20 protein-coding genes are annotated in these 22,047 nt (G+C 66.0%); 7 read left to right on the forward strand and 13 right to left on the reverse strand.

What is annotated here, in order from left to right; genetic code table 11:
* Positions 1–61: 61 nt before the first annotated feature.
* The 5 genes from V6F88_RS09920 to V6F88_RS09940 all read left to right on the forward strand — a co-directional run bounded on the left by V6F88_RS09920 (position 62) and on the right by V6F88_RS09940 (position 6,098).
* Positions 62–1,096 (forward strand): BMP family protein, encoded by a 1,035-nt coding sequence (locus tag V6F88_RS09920; protein WP_332609218.1) that lies wholly within the window; start codon positions 62–64, stop codon positions 1,094–1,096.
* The gene (locus V6F88_RS09925; RefSeq protein ID WP_332609219.1) at positions 1,093–2,622 is read left to right on the forward strand and encodes an ABC transporter ATP-binding protein; all 1,530 of its coding nucleotides are present in this window, start codon (positions 1,093–1,095) and stop codon (positions 2,620–2,622) included. Before V6F88_RS09920 ends, V6F88_RS09925 begins: the two co-directional genes overlap by 4 nt.
* Before the next feature lie 58 nt (positions 2,623–2,680).
* Positions 2,681–3,754 carry an ABC transporter permease gene (locus V6F88_RS09930; RefSeq protein ID WP_332609220.1) on the forward strand — a complete coding sequence of 358 codons (1,074 nt, stop codon included), beginning with the start codon at positions 2,681–2,683 and terminating at the stop codon, positions 3,752–3,754.
* A gap of 10 nt (positions 3,755–3,764) precedes the next feature.
* A complete protein-coding gene (locus V6F88_RS09935; RefSeq protein ID WP_332609221.1) occupies positions 3,765–4,715 on the forward strand; it encodes an ABC transporter permease in 951 nt (316 codons plus the stop codon).
* A 102-nt stretch (positions 4,716–4,817) separates the two neighbouring features.
* Positions 4,818–6,098: an amidohydrolase family protein gene (locus tag V6F88_RS09940; protein WP_332609223.1), complete on the forward strand. Its 1,281-nt coding sequence runs from the start codon at positions 4,818–4,820 to the stop codon at positions 6,096–6,098.
* Here the strand turns inward: V6F88_RS09940 and V6F88_RS09945 are convergent.
* The 9 genes from V6F88_RS09945 to V6F88_RS09985 are packed head-to-tail and all read right to left on the reverse strand — an operon-like array spanning position 6,073 to position 14,331.
* Positions 6,073–6,462, reverse strand: coding sequence for a RidA family protein (locus V6F88_RS09945; RefSeq protein ID WP_046804009.1), 390 nt, complete (start codon positions 6,460–6,462; stop codon positions 6,073–6,075). The two genes, V6F88_RS09940 and V6F88_RS09945, sit on opposite strands and share 26 nt — an antisense overlap.
* The gene (locus V6F88_RS09950) at positions 6,459–7,622 is read right to left on the reverse strand and encodes an NAD(P)/FAD-dependent oxidoreductase (protein ID WP_332609225.1); all 1,164 of its coding nucleotides are present in this window, start codon (positions 7,620–7,622) and stop codon (positions 6,459–6,461) included. Before V6F88_RS09950 ends, V6F88_RS09945 begins: the two co-directional genes overlap by 4 nt.
* A 4-nt stretch (positions 7,623–7,626) precedes the next feature.
* Positions 7,627–9,069 carry an FAD/NAD(P)-dependent oxidoreductase gene (locus V6F88_RS09955; RefSeq protein ID WP_332609227.1) on the reverse strand — a complete coding sequence of 481 codons (1,443 nt, stop codon included), beginning with the start codon at positions 9,067–9,069 and terminating at the stop codon, positions 7,627–7,629.
* Positions 9,066–9,374 carry a (2Fe-2S)-binding protein gene (locus V6F88_RS09960; RefSeq protein ID WP_332609229.1) on the reverse strand — a complete coding sequence of 103 codons (309 nt, stop codon included), beginning with the start codon at positions 9,372–9,374 and terminating at the stop codon, positions 9,066–9,068. The genes V6F88_RS09955 and V6F88_RS09960 overlap by 4 nt, the downstream gene beginning before the upstream one ends.
* A complete protein-coding gene (locus V6F88_RS09965) occupies positions 9,358–10,515 on the reverse strand; it encodes an NAD(P)/FAD-dependent oxidoreductase (protein ID WP_332609230.1) in 1,158 nt (385 codons plus the stop codon). Before V6F88_RS09965 ends, V6F88_RS09960 begins: the two co-directional genes overlap by 17 nt.
* Positions 10,515–11,315: an ABC transporter permease gene (locus tag V6F88_RS09970; protein ID WP_332609231.1), complete on the reverse strand. Its 801-nt coding sequence runs from the start codon at positions 11,313–11,315 to the stop codon at positions 10,515–10,517. Before V6F88_RS09970 ends, V6F88_RS09965 begins: the two co-directional genes overlap by 1 nt.
* 1 nt (position 11,316) lies before the next feature.
* Entirely contained in the window at positions 11,317–12,183 is an 867-nt protein-coding gene (locus tag V6F88_RS09975; RefSeq protein WP_332609233.1) for an ABC transporter permease, read from the reverse strand.
* Entirely contained in the window at positions 12,180–13,241 is a 1,062-nt protein-coding gene (locus V6F88_RS09980) for an ABC transporter ATP-binding protein (protein WP_332609234.1), read from the reverse strand. The genes V6F88_RS09975 and V6F88_RS09980 overlap by 4 nt, the downstream gene beginning before the upstream one ends.
* A gap of 58 nt (positions 13,242–13,299) precedes the next feature.
* Entirely contained in the window at positions 13,300–14,331 is a 1,032-nt protein-coding gene (locus V6F88_RS09985; protein ID WP_332609236.1) for an ABC transporter substrate-binding protein, read from the reverse strand.
* A gap of 130 nt (positions 14,332–14,461) precedes the next feature.
* On the opposite strand from V6F88_RS09985, the gene V6F88_RS09990 reads away from it, so the two are divergent.
* A complete protein-coding gene (locus tag V6F88_RS09990) occupies positions 14,462–15,265 on the forward strand; it encodes a GntR family transcriptional regulator (protein WP_332609237.1) in 804 nt (267 codons plus the stop codon).
* Here the strand turns inward: V6F88_RS09990 and V6F88_RS09995 are convergent.
* The 3 genes from V6F88_RS09995 to V6F88_RS10005 are packed head-to-tail and all read right to left on the reverse strand — an operon-like array spanning position 15,252 to position 20,098.
* Complete coding sequence (locus V6F88_RS09995) at positions 15,252–17,030, reverse strand: hydantoinase B/oxoprolinase family protein (protein WP_332609238.1); 1,779 nt, start codon at positions 17,028–17,030, stop codon at positions 15,252–15,254. The two genes, V6F88_RS09990 and V6F88_RS09995, sit on opposite strands and share 14 nt — an antisense overlap.
* On the reverse strand, positions 17,023–19,080 hold the full coding sequence (locus V6F88_RS10000; protein WP_332609239.1) for a hydantoinase/oxoprolinase family protein: 2,058 nt from the start codon (positions 19,078–19,080) through the stop codon (positions 17,023–17,025). Before V6F88_RS10000 ends, V6F88_RS09995 begins: the two co-directional genes overlap by 8 nt.
* 37 nt (positions 19,081–19,117) lie before the next feature.
* Entirely contained in the window at positions 19,118–20,098 is a 981-nt protein-coding gene (locus tag V6F88_RS10005) for a Bug family tripartite tricarboxylate transporter substrate binding protein (protein ID WP_332609241.1), read from the reverse strand.
* A 174-nt stretch (positions 20,099–20,272) separates the two neighbouring features.
* On the opposite strand from V6F88_RS10005, the gene V6F88_RS10010 reads away from it, so the two are divergent.
* Complete coding sequence (locus tag V6F88_RS10010) at positions 20,273–21,154, forward strand: LysR family transcriptional regulator (protein WP_332609242.1); 882 nt, start codon at positions 20,273–20,275, stop codon at positions 21,152–21,154.
* Positions 21,155–21,176: 22 nt separating this feature from the next.
* Here V6F88_RS10010 and V6F88_RS10015 read toward each other — a convergent pair whose 3' ends face one another.
* Entirely contained in the window at positions 21,177–22,010 is an 834-nt protein-coding gene (locus tag V6F88_RS10015; RefSeq protein WP_332609243.1) for an AraC family transcriptional regulator, read from the reverse strand.
* Between the last annotated feature and the right edge of the window lie 37 nt (positions 22,011–22,047).

A 22,047-nucleotide genomic window follows, 5' to 3' on the forward strand; every position in this document is an offset into this window, starting at 1 on the left:
TGCCGCCGCCGCATCGCTGCCATCCCCTTACGTTTCCATCCCCCGCGAAGGAGTCACCCGCATGAAATCCCTGTCCCCCTCGTCCGCAGGCGGCATTGCCCGCCGTGGCCTGCTCAAGCTGGCCGCGGCCGCCGCCACCGGCGTGCTGCTGTTCTCGGGCGCGGCGCAAGCCCAAGCCCCCGCCAAGACCAAGGTTGCCGCCATCTACACGGTGCCGGTCGAGCAGCAATGGGTGTCGCGTATCCACAAGGCGCTGACCGCCGCGCGCGACCGTGGCGAGATCGACTACACCTTCTCGGAAAACGTCACCAACGCCGACTACGAACGCGTCATGCGCCAGTACGCCGAGCAGGGCAACAAGCTGGTCGTGGGCGAAGCCTTCGCCGTGGAAGCCGCCGCGCGCAAGGTGGCCAAGGACTATCCGCAGACCGCCTTCCTGATGGGTTCGTCGGGCAAGCCGCAGCAGCCCAACTTCTCGGTGTTCGACAACTACATCCAGGAACCCGCGTACCTGACCGGCATGATCGCCGGCGGCATGAGCCAGTCCGGCAAGATCGGCCTGGTGGGCGGCTACCCCATTCCCGAAGTGAACCGCCTGATGCAAGCCTTCATCGAAGGCGCCAAGGAAGTGAACCCGAAGGCAGAATTCACCGTGACCTTCATCGGTTCGTGGTTCGATCCCCCGAAGGCCAAGGAAGCCGCCTTCGCCATGATCGACAAGGGCGCGGACGTGCTGTATGCCGAGCGCTTCGGCGTGTCGGACGCCGCCAAGGAACGCGGCAAGCTGGCCATCGGCAACGTCATCGACACCCAGCCGCAGTACCCCGAGACCGTCGTGGCATCCGCCTTGTGGAGCATGGAACCCACCATCGACGAAGCCCTCAAGCAGGTCAAGGCCGGCACGTTCAAGGCCGATGACTACGGCCAGTATTCGCTGATGAAGCACAAGGGCTCGTCCCTGGCGCCGCTGGGCACCTTCGAAAAGAAGATCCCCGCCGATCTCATCGCCAAGGTCGACGCCAAGCAGAAGGCCATTCTGGACGGCAGCTTCACCGTCAAGGTCAACGACAAAGAACCCAAGTCCTCGGCACGATGAACCAAGCGCCTCTCGCCCTGCAACTGACAGGGATCACCAAACGGTTCGGCAGCCTGACGGCCAACGACGATATCTCGCTGACGCTGCGGCAGGGCGAGGTCTTGGCCTTGCTGGGCGAGAACGGCGCCGGCAAATCGACCCTGGTGTCGATCCTGTTCGGCCACTATGTGGCCGATGCCGGCAGCATCGACGTTTTTGGCAAACCCCTGCCGCCCGGCCGGCCCGACGCCGCGTTGGCGGCGGGCGTGGGCATGGTGCATCAGCACTTCACCCTGGCCGACAACCTGACCGTGCTGGACAACATCATGGTCGGCACGGAATCGCTGTGGAAGCTGGCCTCCGGCCGCGCCCAGGCACGCCGCCGCCTGGTTGAACTGGGCCAGCGCTTCGGCTTGGGCGTGGATCCGGATGCACGCGTAGGCGGTTTGTCCGTCGGCGAAAAACAGCGCGTTGAAATCCTGAAGGCGCTGTATCGCGGCGCGCGCGTGCTGATCCTGGACGAACCCACCGCGGTGCTCACCCCGCAGGAAGTGCAGGACCTGTTCGCCACCTTGCGCGGCTTTGTTGACGACGGCCTGGCCGTCATCTTCATTTCGCACAAGCTGGACGAAGTCATGGCCGTATCGCGCCGCGTGGCCGTGCTGCGCCAGGGCAAGCTGGTGGCCGAACGCGACACCGCCGGCACCAGCCCCGCCGAATTGGCCGAATTGATGGTGGGCCGCAAGGTCGTCATGCCGCGCGCCGAGGCCGTGGCCGCCGCCGAACAGGCCGCGCCGGTCGTGACCTTGTCGCAAGTCACCGTGCGCGACGGCCGCGATGGCACGACGCGCCTGGACAGCCTGGACCTGACCGTCCACAAACATGAAATCGTGGCGATCGCCGGCGTGGCCGGCAACGGCCAGCAGGCGTTGGTGTCGGTGTTGACCGGACTGCGCCACCCCAGCGACGGCACGATCCGCCTGGGCGCGGAGCACGCGGCCGCGCCCACCACACCGGCCGGCTGGACCGCGGCCCGCGTCGGCCGCATCCCCGAAGACCGCCACGGCGAAGGCATGATCGGCGACAGCCCGCTTTGGGAAAACGCCATCGTTGAAGACCTGAAGGACAAGCGCTTCGCGCGCTACGGTTTGATCCGCGCACGCGCCGGCCGCGCGTACGCGGCGCAGTTGGCCAAGCAGTTCGATGTGCGCGCGGCCTCGTTGGAGGTGCGCACGCGCAGCCTGTCGGGCGGCAATATGCAAAAGCTGATCCTGGGCCGCACGCTGGCCCGCGAGCCGCGCTTCATCGTGGCCGACCAGCCGACCTGGGGCCTGGACATCGGCGCCGTCGCCTATGTGCGCGAGCAGCTGCTGGCCGCCCGCGCGCGCGGCGCCGGCGTGCTGCTGGTGTCCGAAGACCTGGAAGAGATCTTTGCGCTGGCCGACCGCATCGCCGTGCTGTGCGGCGGCAAGCTGGTGGCCGTCAAACCCGTGGCCGAATGGACGCCCGCCACCGTCGGCCTGGCCATGACGGGAACTCGCGCGTGACGACCGGCACCGTCACGCGCCGCGCCTCCCGCGCCCCCCTTTACCGAGCATTACTCGCATGAAACTGATCCTGGAACGCCGCCCCGAGCCCAGCCGCCTGGCGCTGGCCTTGGCCCCCATCGCGGCCATCCTCTTCACCCTGGCGGTCTGCACCTTGCTGGTCGCCTGGGCCGGCGCGCCCGTGGGCCGCACCTACGCGCTGCTGTTCGAAGGCGCGTTCGGCTCGCGCTTCGCGCTGTCTGAAACGCTGACCCGCGCCACGCCCTTGATGCTGACGGGCCTGGCCTGTGCCGTGGCGTTTCGCGCGCGCTTCTACAACATCGGCGCCGAAGGCCAGCTGTATCTGGGCGCGCTGGCGGCAGTGGCCATCGGCGGACTGCACGACGGCACGGGATTTGACCTGCCCGTACCCGTGCTGTTTGGCGGCATGATGCTGGCGGCCGCGCTGGCCGGCGCCTTGCTGCTGCTGATTCCCGCGCTGCTCAAGACCCGCCTGGGCGTGGACGAAGTGGTGACCACCTTGCTGGGCAACTTCATCGTGCTGCTGTTCGTGTCCATGATGCTGGACGGCCCGATGAAGGATCCGATGGCCATGGGGTGGCCGCAGTCCGTGGCGCTAAACGGCGACCTGGAATTGGGCAAGCTGATCGAACGCACGCGCGCGCACACCGGGCTGCTATGGGCCGCGGGCCTGGCGCTGGGATTGTGGCTGTTGAATCGCTACACCGTGTTCGGCTTCCAGATGCGCGCCGTGGGCGCCAACGCGCATGCTTCGCGTTTTCTGGGGCTGCCAGTCACCCGCGTGATGCTGGGCACCGCGATGTTGTCCGGCGCGCTGGCCGGCCTGGCGGGCGCCATCGAAGTGGCCGGCCGCACCGGCTACGTCACGCTGGATATGTCGCCGGGCTATGGCTACACCGGCGTGGTCGTCGCCATGCTGGCCGGGCTGCATCCGCTGGGCGTGATCCTGGCCAGCATCTTCGTCGCCGGCATGTTGGTGGGCGCGGACAGCATGAGCCGCGCCATCGCGGTGCCGAACTACATCGCCGACGTCATCGTCGCGACCTCGTTGCTTGCCATGCTGGTCGCGACGCTATTTGCGCAGTACCGCCTGCGCCGCAACCGGGCTTGAGGAGCACGCCATGGAATGGATGGATCTGTTGAGTTCCTCGGCCTTCTGGGTCGCCGTGCTGCGCCTGGCGACGCCGTTGATTCTGGGCACCTTGGGCGTGCTGCTGTGCGAGCGCGCGGGGGTGTTGAACCTGGGCATCGAAGGCATCATGGCCGCCGGTGCGTTTACCGGCTGGCTGGTGGTGTACCTGGGCGCGCCCCTGTATGTGGGCGTGTTGGCGGCGGCGTTTGCCGGCGCCGTGTTCGGTTTGCTGCATGCGGTGTTGACGGTGCCGCTGGGCTTGTCGCAACACGTGTCGGGATTAGGCGTGACGCTGCTTGCCACCAGCCTGTCTTACTTTGCTTACCGCGTGACGTTTCCCAGCGTGACCACGCCGCCCACCATCACGCCGTTTGCCGAAATGAAGTTCCTGGACGGCATTCCGCTGATCGGCCCGGTGTTGGCGGGGCAGACGCCCATGACGCTGATCGCGCTGGCCGCCGTGCCCATTCTGGCCTGGGTGCTGAACCGCACGCCGGTCGGCCTGGGTATCCGCATGGTGGGCGAAAACCCCGCCGCCGCCGAAGGGCAGGGCCTGTCCGTGACGCGGTTGCGCATCGGCGCCATTGTGGCCGGGTCGGCCTTGATGGGCGTGGCCGGCAGCTTCCTGACGCTGGCAGCCTTCAACGCGTTCTTTTTCAATATGGTCAACGGCCGGGGCTGGGTGTGCGTGGCGCTGGTCGTGTTCGCGTCCTGGCGGCCCGGCAAGGCATTGCTTGGCGCACTGATCTTCGCGTTCTTCGACGCGCTGCAACTGCGCCTGCAACAAGGCGGCGCGGCCTTGCCCGGCCTGCCCGAGCTACCGTATCAGGTGTACCTGATGCTGCCCTACATCCTGTCTATCCTCGCCCTGGTAGTGATGGCGCGCCGCGCGGCCTACCCCCAAGCGCTGATGAAGCCGTACCGCAAGGGCGAACGCTAGAGGGGGCGTCGCGACGGACCGGCGGAGCCGGCTCCGTCCGACCCCGATGTCGGGGTAATTTTGCGGCATTGTGAAATACTGAACTTCCATTAGGATCACCCCATGCTCGATCTGATTATCAAGAATTGCACGCTGCCCGATGGGCGCACGAACATCGACATTGGCGTGGCGCAGGGTCGCATCACCGCTGTCGACCCTGCTCTGAAGGCCGAAGCCGGGCAGGTGATCGATGCCGCCGGTCAGCTGGTGTCCTCGCCCTTTGTGGACGCGCACTTTCACATGGATTCCACGCTGTCCTTCGGGCTGCCGCGCGTGAACCAGTCCGGCACCTTGCTCGAAGGCATCGCGCTGTGGGGCGAACTCAAGCCGCTGTTGACGCAGGAAGCCCTGGTGGAACGCGCATTGGCGTATTGCGACTGGGCCGTTGCCCGTGGCCTGCTGGCCATTCGCTCGCACGTGGATGTCTGTGACCCGCGCCTGCTCGCCACCGAGGCGCTGCTGCACGTGCGCGAAAAGGTCAAACCCTATCTGGACCTGCAATTGGTCGCCTTCCCGCAAGACGGCGTGCTGCGCGCGCCCGGTGCGCTGGACAACCTGAAGCGCGCGCTCGACATGGGCGTGGACGTGGTGGGCGGCATTCCGCACTTTGAACGCACCATGCAGGACGGCGCCGAATCCGTGCGCATCCTGTGCGAACTGGCCGCCGAACGGGGCCTGCGCGTGGACATGCATTGCGACGAAAGCGACGATCCCTTGTCGCGCCATATCGAAACGCTGGCGTACCACACGCAACGCCTGGGCATGCACGGCCGCGTTACCGGTTCGCACCTGACGTCCATGCACTCCATGGACAATTACTACGTGTCCAAGCTGATCCCGCTGATGCGCGAGGCCGGCGTCGCGGCGATTGCCAACCCGCTGATCAACATCACGCTGCAAGGCCGCCACGACACCTATCCCAAGCGCCGTGGCATGACCCGCGTGCCCGAATTGCTGGCGGCCGGCGTGCCGGTGGCCTTCGGCCATGACTGCGTGATGGACCCCTGGTACAGCCTGGGTTCGGGCGACATGCTGGAAGTGGCACACATGGGCCTGCACGTGGCCCAGATGACGGGCCAGGACGCCATGCGCGCCTGTTTCGACGCCGTGACGGCCACGCCCGCCAAGATCCTGGGGCTGGACGACACGGGCATCGCGGTCGGCAAGCGCGCCGACCTGGTGCTGTTGCAAGCGCGCGATCCCGTCGAAGCGCTACGCCTGCGCGCGACCCGCCTGATGGTGCTGCGCGCGGGGCAGGTGATTGCCACCACGCCGCCCGCCACCGCCACCCTGAACCTGCCGGGCCGCCCGGGTCAGGTCAGCTTTCAGACACCGGCCCGCTGACATACGGCGGCCGCTTGGCGGCCGTCACGATGATCTCCACCAGCAGCTCCGGCGCGGCCAGCTTGGCCTCGCAGGTGGCGCGGGTGGGCATCGCATCGGGCAGCGCCCACTCGGCCCAGACGCTGTTCATGCCCGCGAAGTCGCGGTCGATATCCTTCAGCCAGATCTGCACCGACAGCAGTCGCGACTTGTCGGTGCCCGCCTCGGCCAGATAGCCGTCGATCTTGGCCAGCGCATCGCGCGTCTGCGCCACGATGCCGCCTTCGGCCGCAGACGTCACGCCCGCCACATAGACCGTATCGCCATGGATCACGATGCGGCTCAGGCGCTGGTTGGTTTGCTTGCGCACGATGTCGTCGTTCATTCGTCTTGCTCCTTTTCTGATGGGGCGGACGCGTTGGCCGCGTCCGAAAAACGGTCAATCCGGAAGGGCGCGATCGGCATGTCCGTCGCGCCGGTGGTAATCAGATCGGCCATGATGCGGCCCACGATGGGGCCCAGTTCAAAGCCATGCGCCGAAAAGCCGAACGCATGGAACGCGGTTTCGTGGCGGCTGCTGCGTCCGATCACTGGAATCTCGTCCGGCATGGCCGCTTCGATGCCCGCCCAGCCCCGGTTCACGATGGCGTCACGCATGTGTGGAAACAGGTCGCAGACCGTGCGTGCGCCTTCCGCCAGCGAGCGGAAATCCAGCTCGGTCCACTCCGCGTCGCGGTCCACCCAGGCACGCCGCCCGCCGCCGATCAGCACCGTGCCGTTCGCGCGCTGCTTGAACGATAGCGCGCGCCCGGTGCCCAGCACGACGGGGTCCAGAAAGTGCTCCATCCGTAACGTCACCAACATCATCGGGCTGATGGCCAAGAGCGGCACCGGTTCACCCCATTGCGCCGCGATGCGGTCGGCCCAGGCGCCCGCGCAGTTCAACACTTGCGGCGCGGTATAGGTACCCGCATCCGTCTCCACCCGCCATTGGCCGCCGTCGTGCGAGACGCGGTCCACGCGCACGCCTTCCAGAAAGCGCGCGCCCAGGCGCGCGGCCTTGGTGCGAAACGCCAGCGTCGTGCGATACGGATCGGCCGCCGCGTCCTCACGCGCGATCATCCCGCCCTGGATGGTGGGCGCGATAGCGGGGATCATGTGGCGCAAATCCTCGGCGCTGATCCACGCTTCGTGCGTGTAGCCGTGATCGGTCATCGTGCGCAGGCGTTGCCGCAACGTTTCGGCGTCGGCGGCGTTCTCGGCCACGCGCACCTGCCCGTGCTGCTCGAAACCACAATCGTCATCCACCAGGTCGCCGATGCGATACCAAAGTTCGCGCGAGGCCAGCGCCAGTGGCACTTCGGCCAGATGCCGCGACAAGGTGCGCACCCCGCCCGCGTTCACGCCGGACGCGTGCCGACCCACGTAGTTCTTTTCGATCACCAGGGCGGGCACGCCGGCACGCGCCAGATGCAGCGCTGCCGAGCTGCCGTGCAGGCCCCCGCCGATGATGATGACTGCCGCCGACCGCGGTGAACCGGTCATGGCATTACTTTTTCAGGCGGACAACGGCTTGGCGGGAATCGTCCGTCTGCGGCAGCGACGCCAGCTCGCCAAGCGTCAGCGGCTTGGTCGGGAAGCGCAGCCGGTAATAGCCCACTTCCTGTGTCGGCACGCCGCGTTCCTCGGCAATGATCTCGGCCACGGTCAGCCCGCAGAAGCGCCCTTGGCACGGCCCCATGCCGCAACGCAGGAAAGCCTTCATCTGGTTCGGACCGGTGCAGCCCAGCTTGACCGTCTCGCGCACTTGCGCGGCGGTGACTTCCTCGCAGCGGCACACGATGGTGTCGCCGGTGGGCCGCCGGAAGGCGTCTGGCGCCTTGTACAGCGCATCGAAGAACTCGCGACCTCTGACGGCACGGGCAAGCGCCTCGCGCGGCGCTACGGCCCGGCTATCGCGTTTCGCGGCGTCGATGCGGCCCAACAGATGCGCCGCCTGCAAGGCGGCCAGCCGGCCCCGGTGTTCCGCCGCCAGGGCGCCCGCGATACCCGCGCCGTCACCCGCCATGCCGATGCCCTCCACCGTCGTCAGGCCCCATTCATCCACCTGCGGCTCCCAGCAGTCCAAGGCGTCGTTCCAACGATGCTCGGCGCCCACGGCGCGCGACAGGTTCACGTTGGGCACCACGCCCTGATGCAGCATCAGCTGTTCGGCGGGCAAGGTCTTGGTGACGCCGCCCGCCGTGTAGCGCACGCTTTGCAGCTTGCCGTCGCCCTGCGCCTCCAGCGCAGTGACGCCGCGTGTGATCGGCACGGCCGCCTTGACCGCGCGCAGCAGCTTCAAGCCCTTGCCCAGATACGGCGAACGCAGAAAGCCCCACACCTTCGGCAAGGCCTGCCCCATGCGTCCGGGCGGCGTGGTTTCCAATAGCGCGTCGATCTTCACGCCCGCGTTCAGGTATTGCCACGCCACCAGGTACAGCAGCGGGCCGCTGCCCGCCAGCACGGTGCGATCCGCCGGCACCACACCGGCCGACTTCAACAGAATCTGCGCCGCGCCCGCCGTGATCACGCCCGGCAGCGTCCAGCCCGGAATGGGGAAGGGGCGTTCTTGCGCACCCGTCGCCAGCAACAAGCGGCGTGCATGGACGATGCGCGCTTCGCCCGCGACGGAATACGCCACTTCAAACCCCTTTTCCGGATGCGGCGCGGTGCGCTCGGCCACCGCCCACACCGTGGCGCCCGGCACGTAGCGCGCGCCCGATTGCTTGAAGGGCGTAATCAGGGATGCACCATGCCAGTAGTCTTCGCCAAGGATGCCGCGATCGGTCACCGGCGTGGTCGTGATGGCGCGATAGATCTGTCCGCCCGGCGCAGGCTGTTCGTCCAGCAGCACGGTGTCCACACCCAGCCCGGCCGCCATCGTCGCTGCCGCCAGCCCGGCCGGGCCCGCGCCCACCACCAGCAAATCGCATTGCGTTGTTTCGATCATGCCTGCACCTTGCGCGCGCCCAGCTGGCGCTCGATCTTCATGCCTTCGCGCACGACCGTCATGCAGCCCTGCTGGTTCGCCTGGCCGTCAATGGTGACCAGGCAGTCGTAGCACACGCCCATCATGCAATAGGGTCCGCGCGGCACGTCGTTCACGGCGGTGTCGCGACAGGCCGACACGCCGCCCGCGAACAAGGCGGCCGCCACGCTGTCGCCCTGGCGGCATTGCAGCTCGACCCCGTTGACCGTCACGCGCACCGGCGCGCCTTGCGTCTGGCGCTGCGCCTCATCAAGCCTCTTGAACATGAAACCTCCGGGTCGAGAAGGGCGCCATGTCGTCGGCAAGCTTGCCGGCCACGATCATGGGCGCCAGATTGAGGGCGTGCGCGGCGGCCAGCGTCACGCCGCTATGACAGGTGGCGACAAAGGCGCCCGGGCACGTTTCGGATTGCTGATAGATCGGAAAGCCATCCTTGGACATCACGCGCAGCGCCGCCCAGCTGCGCACCACGCGCACATCGCGCAATGCGGGCAGCGTACGTACGGCGCGGTCGGCCAGCGTGCCCAGAATCGGCAGCCCCACCAGGTTATCCACATAGCCGGCTTCTTCCTGCGAATCGCCGATCAGCCACGTGCCTTCATCGGTTTGGCGCAAGGTGGACAGCGGCGTTTCCAGCAGGCGGCGCGTGCGTTCCAGCACCACGATCTGGCCGCGTTGCGGGCGCACCGGGACGGTCAGGCCCACTTGTGCGCCCAGCTCCTTGTTGGACAAGCCCGATGCCAGCACTACCTTGCGCGCGCGCACCGTGCCCGAGGGCGTGGCGATGTCGAACACGCCATCGCGCTGCTTGATGCTTTGCGCCGGACGGCGCGGCAGGTAATCCACAACCCGCTGTGCAAAACTCGCGTGCAAGGCGCGCAGCAGCTTGAGCGGATTGGCGATGCCGTCGACCGGCGTCCATGTCGCGCCGCGCACATCGGGACCGATGCCCGGCACCAGGTCGGCCACTTCCGCGCGGTCCAGCAGCTTCCAGTCGTATTGCGCCATGCCCGGCTGCGCCAGCAAGGTCTTCATGAACGTGCCGCGCGCTTCCACCTCTTCGTCGCTTAGCAACGCATGCAGGCCGCCGCGCTGTTCCAGGTGCACGTCCACGCCGGTTTCTTCCAGCAGTTGCGCGGCCAGGCGCGGCCAGCCGGACGCGGACGTCATCGTCCACACGCCGTAGCGCGGCAGGCCCATGCCCTTGCTTTGCACCCACACCAGCCCGAAGTTGCCGCGCGAGGCGCGGTAGGCCACGTCGCCTTCGTCCAGCACGGCCACATGGTCCAGCTCGCGCCGCAGGCCATAGGCAATGGCTGATCCCACCAGCCCACCGCCGATCACCGCGGCGTCATAAATGCCGCGATGCACGGGCGCGCGGGGCGCCAGTTCTTTCTCGTCCGTCATTAGCGTCCCTTTCCTACAAACAGCTTTTCCAGGCCGACCACGCGGTCCAGAATGAAAATGGCGATGATCGTCACGTAGATCAGCACGGCCGACACGGCGGTCACGAGCGGATCGATGGTGTCTTCGATATGCAGGAAGATGCGCACCGGCAGCGTCGTCGTGGACGGCGAGGCGATGAAGATCGACATGGTCAGTTCATCAAAGCTGGTGATGAATGCAATGACCCAGCCGCTAACCACGCCCGGCAGCAGCAGCGGCAGCACCACGCGCCGGAACGCCGTCCAGTTGGACGCGCCCAACGATTGTGCGGCGCGCTCCAGCGCGGGGTCGATGCCGGTGGCCGACGCCAGCACCAGGCGCAGCGCATACGGCATGACAAGGATCACGTGCGCCACCACCAGACCCACATAGGTGCCGGCCAGGTCCACGGTGGTGAAGAACTTCAGGAAGGCCAGGCCCAGCACTACATGCGGAATCATCAGCGGCGACAGGAAGAACGCCACCAACGCCTCGCGGCCACGAAAGCGGTTGCGGGCCAGGGCCAGCGCGCTGGGCACGGCCAAGCCGATGGCCAGCGTCGCCGACAAGGTCCCCAGCCCCAGGCTGAACCAGAAGGCTTCGACAAAACGCGGGTTGTCCAAGATGGCGCGGAACCAGCGCAAGGACAAGCCGCCCGTGGGCAAAGATATAAAACCCTCGGACGTGAACGCCACTGCGCACACCATGACAATGGGCGCCAGGATGAACAAAATGAACAGCGTGTGGAAGACCAGGCCGATCGGGCCGTTACGGAATTGCATGTCAGCCTCCTGCCTGGTTGAAGACGGCGCCGTACTTGCGTTCAATGATCCGGTTGGCCGACAGCAGCACAACGACGGTGGCCAGCAGCAACACCACGGCCAGCGCCGCGCCCAGCGGCCAGTTCAGCGTGTTCAGGAATTCGTCGTAGGCCGCCGTGGCCACGTTCTTCAAGCGCCGGCCGCCGATGATGGCCGGCGTGGCGAACGAGCTGGCCGCCATCGCGAACACCATGATCGCGCCCGACAAAATGCCCGGCATGACCTGCGGCACGATCACGCGCCGGATCACCGTGAACTGGGACGCGCCCAACGACAGGGCGGCGGCTTCGGTGGCGGGGTTGATCCGTTGCAACGACGCCCACACCGAGATCACCATGAAGGGCACCAGCACGTGCGTCAGCGCAATGCCCACGCCCAGGTTGCTGTACATCAGGTCCACGGGCGTGCTGATCAACCCGAGGCCCATCAATGCCTTGTTGATGAGGCCGGTGGAGCCGAACAGCAACGCCCAGCCCAGCGTGCGCACCACCACCGAAATCAACAGGGGGCCCAGCACCACCATCAGGAACAAGCCCTTCCACGGGTTGGCCATGCGCGACAGCACGTAAGCCTCGGCGGTGCCCAGCACCAGGCAGGCCACCGTCACAGCCGCTGCCACGCCAAAGGTGCGCGCGTAGATTTCGTAGTAATAACCGTCGCTGAATATCTCGACGTAGTTCTTCCAGGTGAAGGTCACCTGCATGCCGCCATAGAACTGGAAATCGAAGAAGCTGATCAGGAACACCAGCGCCATCGGCACCACCAGGAAAGTGGCGTAGACCACCAGCGCCGGGGCGCTCAACACCCACGGGTTGGCGCGCGCGCTCATGACGCCAGGCCCTTGGGTGCTGCCGCGACTTCGCACATGTCCTGCGCGCGCCAGCGCAAGTGCACGGGCTCACCCTCGGCGGGCACGGCCACGCCATCGTTCTGGCGTATCACCATCACCTCGCCCACCGACGTGTCGACCTGGCACAGCCAGTGGTTGCCCTGGAACACGCGCGTCTTCATGCGGCCGGGCAACGCACAGGCGGCGGGTTCCGAGAACAGGATTTTTTCCGGGCGCACGATCACCGCGCCCTGCGGCACCGGCGCACCGGCCATGGGGATATGCGCTTCACCGATGCGCGCGCGCGTCTCGTTTTCATATTGCTCGGCCGTGGGCGTGAACACATTCGCCTTGCCCAGGAAGCCGCCGACAAAGTGGCTGGCCGGCCCCTCGTAGGCCTGGAAGGGTTCGGCCACTTGTTCGACCCGCCCCTGGTTCATCACCACGATGCGATCCGACAGCGCCAGTGCCTCGGACTGATCGTGCGTGACAAGTATGGTGGTGGTGCCGATCGTGCGCTGGATGCTGCGCAGTTCCAGCTGCATTTCCTCGCGCAGCTTGGCGTCCAGGTTCGACAGCGGTTCGTCCAGCAACAGCACGCTGGGCCGAATCACCAGCGCGCGCGCCAATGCCACGCGCTGCTGCTGGCCGCCGGACATGCGCGCCGGATGCCGGTCCGCCAGATGGGACAGGCCCACCAGCTTCAAGGCATCGGCCACGCGCGCCTCGCGTTCTTCTTTCTTGACGCGCTGCATCTCCAGGCCGAACGACACGTTCTCAAAGGCGGTCATGTGCGGGAACAGGGCATAGTTCTGGAACACCAGGCCCAGCCCGCGCTTGTTGGCCGGCACGCGGCTGACGTCGCGCCCGTCCAGCACAATGCTGCCGCTGGTGGGTTCGACAAAGCCGGCGATCATTTGCAGCGTGGTGGTCTTGCCGCAACCCGAAGGCCCCAGCAGGGAAATGAACTCGCCGCGATTGACGGACAGGCTCAGTTCTTCCACGGCGGTCGTGTCGCCATAGCGCTTGCACAGGCGGTTCAGCACTAGATAACTCATGAAGGCTCCCGTGGGCGACGCGCCGCGCCGCCCCGTATTGCACTACCGGCTACGCGTATCAGCGCTCGATTTCCCGCGTCCAGCGCTTGTTCCAGTCGTCGCGGTTCTGGTTGACCGTGTCCCAGTCGATCACGATCAAATCGGCAGCGCGCTTGCCGATAGGCAGCGGCACGCGCGGGTCATCGGTCACCTTGGCCTTCTTGTTGACCGGCCCGTAACCATAGGCGTTGGCCAGCTTTTCCTGTACTTCGGGCGTCACCAGGTACTGCACGAACGCCTGCGCCATGGGATTGGTCTTCGGCTTGGCGACGGGGCATACCGAGGACAGCAGCGCGTACGCGCCTTCCCGCGGATACACGAAGCCCACCGGGAAGCCGGTGTCGGCGAACGATTTGGCGCGGCCGCTGCCCCACACGGAAATCACGGCCTGGCCAGACGAGAACAATTCCGTCATCTTGCCGGGCGAAGGCTCGTATACCAGCACGTTGGGGCCGACCTCGTTCTTGAAGGTGGTGAAGCCCGCGTCGATCTTCTTTTCGCCGCCGCCCCCTTCGCGTGCGTATTCCACCAGCGCGTGCAGGCCGTAGGTGTTGTTCAGCGGCGGCACCACCAGCTGCTTCTTGTACTTGGGGTCCTTCAGGTCTTTCCACGACGTGGGCGCGGCCCACTTCTTTTCGTCGAAGGCCTTCTTGTTGTACATGATGCCGGTGGCCACGATGCCGATGGCCACGGCCTTGTCGTCCTTGTAGCGCGCGGTGCTGTAGATGTCGTCGCCCGGCAGGCCCTTGATGGGCTCGCAAAAGCCCAGCGCGATGGCCTGGTACATGGGGCCGTCATCGATGATCGCCACGTCGATCTGCTGGTTGCTCTTTTGCGCCTGCAAGCGCGCCACCGTGTTGGTGGAGTTGCCGGCCACGTAGTCCAGCTCGATACCGTGCTGCTTGGCGAAGGGCGGGAAGATGTCCTTGCGCATGATGTCTTCGAACGAGCCGCCGTAGCCGGCCACCACCAACTTCTGCTGCGCTGCTGCATTTGCGCTGAGCCCGACGGCTACCGTCGTCGCCGCGATCACTGCAAGTACCTTGCCCATGAGAACCCCCGATTGTTGGTACACTTTGTCCGTACATGAATGTCCGGACAAATAATGAATCCGACTAGACACCGTTGTCAATCGGTTATTGTCCGTACAAACCCCATATAACAATTCAAGGAGCACCCCCATGACCCGATCCTCCGAGCGCGCGGCCGGCCCCGCCGGAGCCCGGCAGGCGCGTGGCAAACCTGAATCGCCCGCGCCCGGGGGCGATGCCGGCGGCCCCCGCTACAAGAGCATTTTCCAGGCGTTGTCGCACGACATCAGCACCGGCCGCTACCCCGTCATGACGCTGCTGCCCACCGAACACGAGCTGTGCGACCAGTTCAACGCCAGCCGCCACACCATTCGCGAAGCCATCCGAATGTTGACCGTGGCCGGCATGGTGTCGCGCCGCCCGGGGGTGGGCACCCGCGTTGAAACAGCCCGCGCCAGCACCCGCTTCACGCAGCGCATCTCGCAGTTTCCCGACCTGCTGCAATACGCGCGCAATGCCGCGCTGCTGGTGCAGGACGTGCGCACCATCAAGCTGCCCAAGCGGCTGGCCGAAACGCTGGGCTGCGCGGCCGATAAAACCTGGCTGCATATCAACTCCATCAAGACGCTGGACGACGCCGACACGGCGGCCGCCACCACGCTGATCTACGCCGACCCCGAACATTCGAATGTGCAGGTCGAGGTCAAGTCCCGCATCTCGCTGCTGCGGCTGATCGAAGATCACTTCGGCGACCGCATTACGGAGGTCAACCAGGAGTTCTCGGCCACGCCCATCAATGCAACGGTGGCCAGGCAACTCAAGGTCGAGCCCAAGACGGCGGGCTTTGTCATCACCCGCCGCTATTACGGCGAAGGCGGCCTGTTGCTGCTGGCCACCATCACCACCTTCCCGCACGACAAAATGAAGTATTCGATGACGCTCAACGTGGCGTAGGCTGGCTTGTGGCGATGACGGCCTTGGTGCCACGCGCGCCATAGGCCGTGCGCGCCGCGTCAGCCGTGATCTTGCCGTCGGCCAGGTCCTGCTCGATGCGCGCCTGGGGCCGTTCGGCGGGTGGCCCATAGCCGCCGCCGCCCGGCGTTTCGATGCGCACGCTTTCGCCGGACGCCAGCGCGATGTTGGCGGTTTTGGAAAACAGCTCTTCCTCTTGCGGCGTGCCGAAGTTGCGCACCAGCCGCGCGCGGCGTCCGTCTCCCCCGCCATCCACGCCGGCCGCCACGCCCACCGTGTGGCTGTCGGACCGCGCGGAGAACACGATGCCCGGCCCCACCGCGCGTATCTGTTTGGCTATCGCCATGCCGCCGCGCGTGCGCCCCGCGCCACCCGAATCCGGGATCATCGCGTACTCGTCCATCAGCAGCGGGTATTCGTTTTCCAACGCTTCCACCGGCAGGTTCGACGTGTTGGTCATGTGCACATGCACGGCGTCCATGCCATCGGTATCGAAGCGCGCGCCGGCACCACCGCCCAGCGTTTCCAGATACACGAAGTGGCCGGCGCGCTCGCGCCAGCGGCCGGAGAACACAATGGCCGGGCAGCAATCATTGCTGGACGCCATGGTTTTTTGCGGCGGCAGCAGGCCACGGAACGCGCCGAATATCGCGCCCGCGACTTTCTGCGCGGTGATCGACCGCGCACCCACCGCGGCGGGATGCTCTGGGTTGGTGATGGTGCCCACGGGCGCCGACAAGGTGATGGGATCGAACAGGCCCGCGTTGGGCGCCAGGTCGGGGTCCAGCAGCGCCTTCACGGCGTAGTACACGCAGGCGCGCAAGGCGTTGAACGGCAGGTTCATCGCGCCTCGCGCCTGTTTGCCCGAGCCTTCGAAATCGAAATGCAGCTTGTCGCGCCGCACGGTCAGCGTGACCTGGATCGGCACCGGATCGCCGCCCATGCCATCGTCATCCAGATCACTGCGGAAGGTGTAGCTGCCTTCCTGCAATTCGGCGATGCGGTTGAGCAGGCGGCGGCGCGTGTACGTAATGACGTCATCCACGGAGCGCAGCACGGCTTCAAGGCCCATCTGGCGGATCAGGCCCTGCACAGCGGCGGCGCCACGGCGGTTGGTGGCCATCTGCACGCGCAGGTCCAGCACGCGTTCTTCAGGGTCGCGGGTGTTGGCGCAGATCAGGCGCAGCAGGTCTTCGTCCGTTTGTCCGTGCCGGGCGATGCGGCAGGCGGGGATGCGTATGCCTTCTTCGAAGATGGACTTCAGGCCGCCCGCGATAGAGCCCGGCACCGCGCCGCCCACGTCGGAATGGTGCGCGATGTTGGCGGCGAAAAAGCGCAGTACGCCGTCCCAGAACACGGGCGTGACGATGTTGATGTCGGGCAGGTGGCTGCCGTCGGCCAGGTAAGGGTCGTTGCAGACGAAGACGTCGCCTTCACGAATCTGGTCGATCGGATAGGTGCGCAGGATCGCACCCATGGCGCCGTCCAGCGAGCCCAGGTGCAGCGGAATCTGCGTGCCCTGCGCCACCAGCCGCCCAGCGGCGTCGAACAGCGCCACCGAGCAGTCCTTGCGTTCCTTGATGTTGGTGGAGAACGACGCGCGCACCAGCGTGTTGTTCATGTCTTCCGTGATGGACAGCAGGCGGTTGCAGAAGACCTCCATGCCGATCGGATCGGCCAGCGCCAAGCCGGCGTCAGCCGTGTCGGGCTGAAAATTGTGCTGCGTGAAGTTGTCGGGCTTAGCCATGCAAGCCTCCTTGCAAACGGATGATCAGGTTGCCGTAGTCGTCCACGCTGGCCTCATGGCCCACGCCGACCACCGTGGTCGAGCTCATTTCTTCAAGCAGCGCGGGGCCGGCGAAGCGCGCGCCGGTCGGCACCCGGTCGCGATCGTAGACGGGGGTTTCCAGCCAGCCATGCACGGGTCCGAAGTAGACCTTGCGCCGTCCCAGGCTGGCGTCTTGCAGGGCGCCGTCGATGTGGCGCGGCGCCAATGGCGCTTTCACCACCTGACCCACGGCTTGCATGCGGCAGTTGATGATCTGCACCTTGCGGTCATCGACCGTGTAGCCGTATTCGCGCTCGTGCGCCTCGGCAAAGCGGCGCGCGAATTCCGCGTAGCCACCCGCGCCCATGCCGTCGGCGCTGACCTGCACTTCAAAGTTCTGCCCTTCGTAGCGGGCGTCGATGGCGCTGTGGCAGACGCGCAGCGCGGGGTCGACGCGCTCTTGCTCCAGCCAGCGCTCTGCCTGCTGACGCAAGCCATCAAAAATGGCGGTGATGGCAGGCCAGGTGGCCTCGCTGGCCAAGGAGATTTCGCTTTGGACGAAGTCAAAGGAAATGTCGCTGAGCAAGATCCCACGTGCACACATGGTGCCGGGTTCCTGCGGCACGATGACCACGGGAATGCCGCATTCCTCGGCAACCTCGACCGCGTGCAGCGGCCCGGCGCCGCCGTAGGCGTACAGCGCAAAGTTGGACAGGTCGTAGCCACGTTCGGTGGACACGGCGCGGATGGCGCGGCTCATGTTGGCCGCGGCAATGCGCAGGATGCCTTCGGCCGCCGCTTCCAGTTCCATGCCCAGCGGCTGCGCCACGCGCTGCGCGATCACGTCGCGCGCGGCCTGGGCGTGCACGGGCATGCGGCCGCGCAGCAGGGCGACGGGGTTCAGGCGCTGTAGCGCGATCTCGGCGTCGGTGATGGTGGGTTCCTGGCCGCCACGGCCGTAACCGACCGGGCCGGGCACCGCGCCCGCGCTGTGTGGCCCAACCTTCAAGGCGCCCGCATCGTCCAGCCACGCGATACTGCCGCCGCCCGCGCCGATGACGTGGATATCGACCATGGGGGTCTTGACGGGGTAGCCGGCCACATGCCGATGCGAGGTGAACAGCGGGCGGCCTTCGCATACCAAGGACACATCGGTGCTGGTGCCGCCGACGTCAAACGTGACAAGGTTCAAGCTGCCGATGGCGCGGCCCACGGCCGCCGCGCCCACGACGCCCGCCGCCGGGCCGGACAGGCAAGTGCGTACGGGATACTGGCGCACGGTGCCGATCGACATCAGCCCCCCGTTGGAATGGATGGTGTGCGGTTCATGGCGGATGTCCAGGTCGCGCACGCGCTGCATGAAACGTTCCAGGTAGCGCGCCATCTTTGGGCCGACGGCGGCGTTCAGCACGGTGGTGGACAGGCGTTCGTATTCGCGGAATTCAGGCAGCACGTCGGACGACAGGCTGATGTAGGCGCCCGGCATGGCCTCCGCCACGATCTTCGCGGCGCGGCGTTCGTGGTCGGGGTTGCGGTACGCATGCAGGAAGCAGACGGTGACGGCTTCGATGCCGGCGGCGGCGAATTGCCGCGCGGCCGCCAGCACCTGGTCCTCGTCCAGCGGGGTCAGCACCTCGCCCGATGCGCTGACGCGCTCGCTCACTTCAATGCGAAACTCGCGCGGCACCGCCACGGGCGGCTTGCCGACGCTGTAGTCGTACAGGTGCGGGCGGGTCTGCCGGCCGATCTCCAGCACGTCACGAAAGCCGCGCGTGGTGATGAGGCCGACGCGTGCGCCCTTGCGTTCGATGATGAGGTTGGTGGCAACCGTGGTGCCGTGCCCCACGTGCGACACCTGCGAAGGCGGCACGCCGTGGTCCGCCAACATCTGTCCGATGCCGGTGGCAATGGCTTCGGAAGGGTCATGCGGGGTGGACGGCACTTTGTGAAAGTGCACGACGCCCGCGTCCTCGTCGATCATCGTGAAGTCGGTGAACGTGCCACCGACGTCTATCCCTATGCGATACATATCGTTGATTCCAAAGAAAAGGACTCGTCGCGCAAGATCAGTCCAGGCGAATGCCGGCCTGCTTGACGACGCCGCACCATTTGTTGATCTCGCTTCTGATCATCGTGGCGAAGGCGGGGCCGGCCACGTCGGACACCTGCGCGCCCTGTTGTTCCAGGTACGTTTTCATGGCGGGTGCGTGCAGGGTCTGCACCAGGCCGTCGGTGAGTTTCTGGCGCAGCGGCTCGGGCAGGTTGGCGGGCGCCAACATGCCGAACCACACCATGGCTTCGTAGCCGGGGTAGCCGGATTCCGCGACGGTGGGCACATCGGGCAGCAGCGCGGAGCGTTGCGGCGAGGTGACGGCCAGCGCCTTGATCTTGCCGTCCTTGATGTAGGGGTAGGACGTCATCACTACGTCCATCATCATGTTGATCTGGCCGCCCACCAAATCGATCAGCGCGGGGCCCGAGCCGCGATACGGCACGTGCACCATGGAGACGGCGGCGGTGGACTTGAATAGTTCGGCGGCCAGGTGGTTGGAGGTGCCCTGGCCGTTGGACGCGAAGGAGTACTTCTCGGGTTCCTTCTTCAACAGCGCGACGAACTCTTGCAGGTTGTTGGCGGGCACTGACTGGTTGATCGACATCACGTTCGGAATCGTGGCGATGACGGTCAGTGGCGTGAAGTCCTTGACGGCGTCGTAGGGCAGTTTGGAATACACGCAGGGCGCGCTGCCGTGCGTGCTGACCGACCCCATCAAAATGGTGTAGCCGTCGGCGGGCTGTCGGGCGACGTATTCGGTGCCGACGGTGCCGCCCGCGCCGGGTCGGTTTTCAACAATGACGTTGGCCGAGAGGCGCTGGCCCAGTCCTTCGGCGATTTTGCGCGCGATCAAATCGGTGGACCCGCCCGCCGCGAACGGCACGACGATGCGGATGACTTTGTCTGGCCAGGCCGCTTGGGCGGCGCTGGCGGTGGCGAAGATCACGAGTCCGGCGGCAATGCGACAGCAACGACGTATCAGCCCTTGGTTCATGGCTTGGTTTCCCCTTGTTGATAGAACTTCCTTGTGGCCGGATCATGCGTGTCCGGTCCTGGTTCGCTGCAACAACAGGGTCATCCTAGGCTTCTGGCTTCAAAGGCAGCAGCCCTGCGGGTTTATATTTGTATAAACGCTATTTATAGGTGCGCGGCCGTGAAGAATCCGGACTTGAATCTGCTTTTGCATTTCGACGCGCTGATGGGGTGCCGCAACGTGTCGCGCGCGGCCGAGGCGATGAACATCAGCCAGCCGGCGATGAGCGCGGCGATGAATCGGCTGCGTCAACTGTTCGGCGACCCGTTGCTGGTGCGCGAGGGCGGTGCGTGGCAGCCGACGTTGCGCGCGATGGAACTGCATCAGAACTTCAAGCCCTTGCTGGAAAGCTGGCATCGCGCGACGCGTACGCGCGAGGCGTTCGACCCGGCGCATTCATCGCGCACGTTGTCGTTGTATGCAACGGACTATGTGCAATACACGTTGCTGCCGAAGTTGATTCCGCGGTTGGCGGTGGATGCGCCACACTTCCAATTGCAGATTGTTCCGGCGCGGCCGCAACATGGCTTGAGCATGCTGGACACGAATCATGTGGAGTTGATCGCGGGCTATTTCCCGGACCCGGCGCCGGATCTGCGCACGCGTTTTCTGTACCAGGAGCCGGCGGTGTGCATCGTGCGCGAGGGGCATCCTTGTTTGCGCAAGCGTTGGAATCTGGACGCGTACCTGAGCTATGGGCATCTGGACCTGGCCGCGCACACGCGTTATTTCAGCACGGCGATCGATCGCATTCTGATGGGGCAGAACCGCAGCCGCAAGATCGTGGCGACGTTGTCGAGTTATCTGGTGTGCCCGTTCATTGTTGAAGGGTCGGATTTGATAGCGACGATGCCGGTGAGCGTTGCACGCGCGATGTCGGGCGCGGCGCGGATCGTAACGCAGAAGGTGCCGTTGACGTTGCCGCAGATCACGGTGTCGTTGTACTGGCACGAGCGCTATCAGGATGACCCGGCGCACGCGTGGCTCAGGCAGTACCTGGCCGGCGTGCTGGGGTAGCGAGTGGTGCCGTGCGCCTGCGTTATTTCAGGGGCAGGCAGATGCGGGTTTGCAGTTGGGCGGGCGGGGTGCTGCGGGGGTCGTTCAGGTATTGCTCGAACATGGGGATGTCGGCGGGCAGATGGCCGCTGGCGGGTAGCCATTCAGAGAACATCCATTGGTAGGGCTTGGCCATTTCGTTGTAGGGGCCGGTGTAGGTGAGGATGGCGCAGCGGCAGGGGGCAATGATGTGGCGTTGCAGTTCTTCTCCCAGGTCGGCGTCAACGTTGACGGCCATGCCGGCCAGGGATCGCAATTTGTTTTCGGGGACTTGTTCGGGGTCGTCGAAGTAGACGCCGAATCCGGGGGCTGCGGGGTCGGCGATGCCACGGCCGTAGGCCAGCATGAAGGCGCGGGTGAAGACGGGGCCGATGTCTTGATAGCTGCCTTGGTGGGGCAGAACGGCAAGGGTGGCACCGGGGAAGTTTTCGATGGCGATGGGGTACACGGCATGCTCCTGAAGGGCTAGGGGTTGGGAACGCGCGGCGCGGTAGCGCCCGGGCGGGGTGCCGAAGAAGTTGCCGAATGCCCGATTGAAGGCCGCGTCGGAATCGTATCCGGCGCGTTGTGCAATGGCTCTTAACGGCGCCTGGGAATCGGCCAATGCAGCGGCGGCGCGATGCATGCGGATGCGTTGGACGGTGGCGTTGACCGTTTCGCCCATCATGGCGCGGTAGACCCGGTGAAAGTGATACGGCGACAGGCAGGCCAGGTCGGCCAGCTGGTGCAGATCGGGGTCGGCGTCAGGGTGGGCGGCAAGCCAGCGCAGGACGGGGTCCAGGCGGTCGGTATAGAGGGATCGGGTTTCGGGCTTCATGCTTGCTCCTTGGAGGGCAATGTAGCTTCGCGGGATT

The sequence above is a fragment of the Achromobacter sp. ESBL13 genome (assembly GCF_036668755.1).
In the GTDB taxonomy this organism is placed as follows: Bacteria; Pseudomonadota; Gammaproteobacteria; order Burkholderiales; family Burkholderiaceae_B; genus Achromobacter.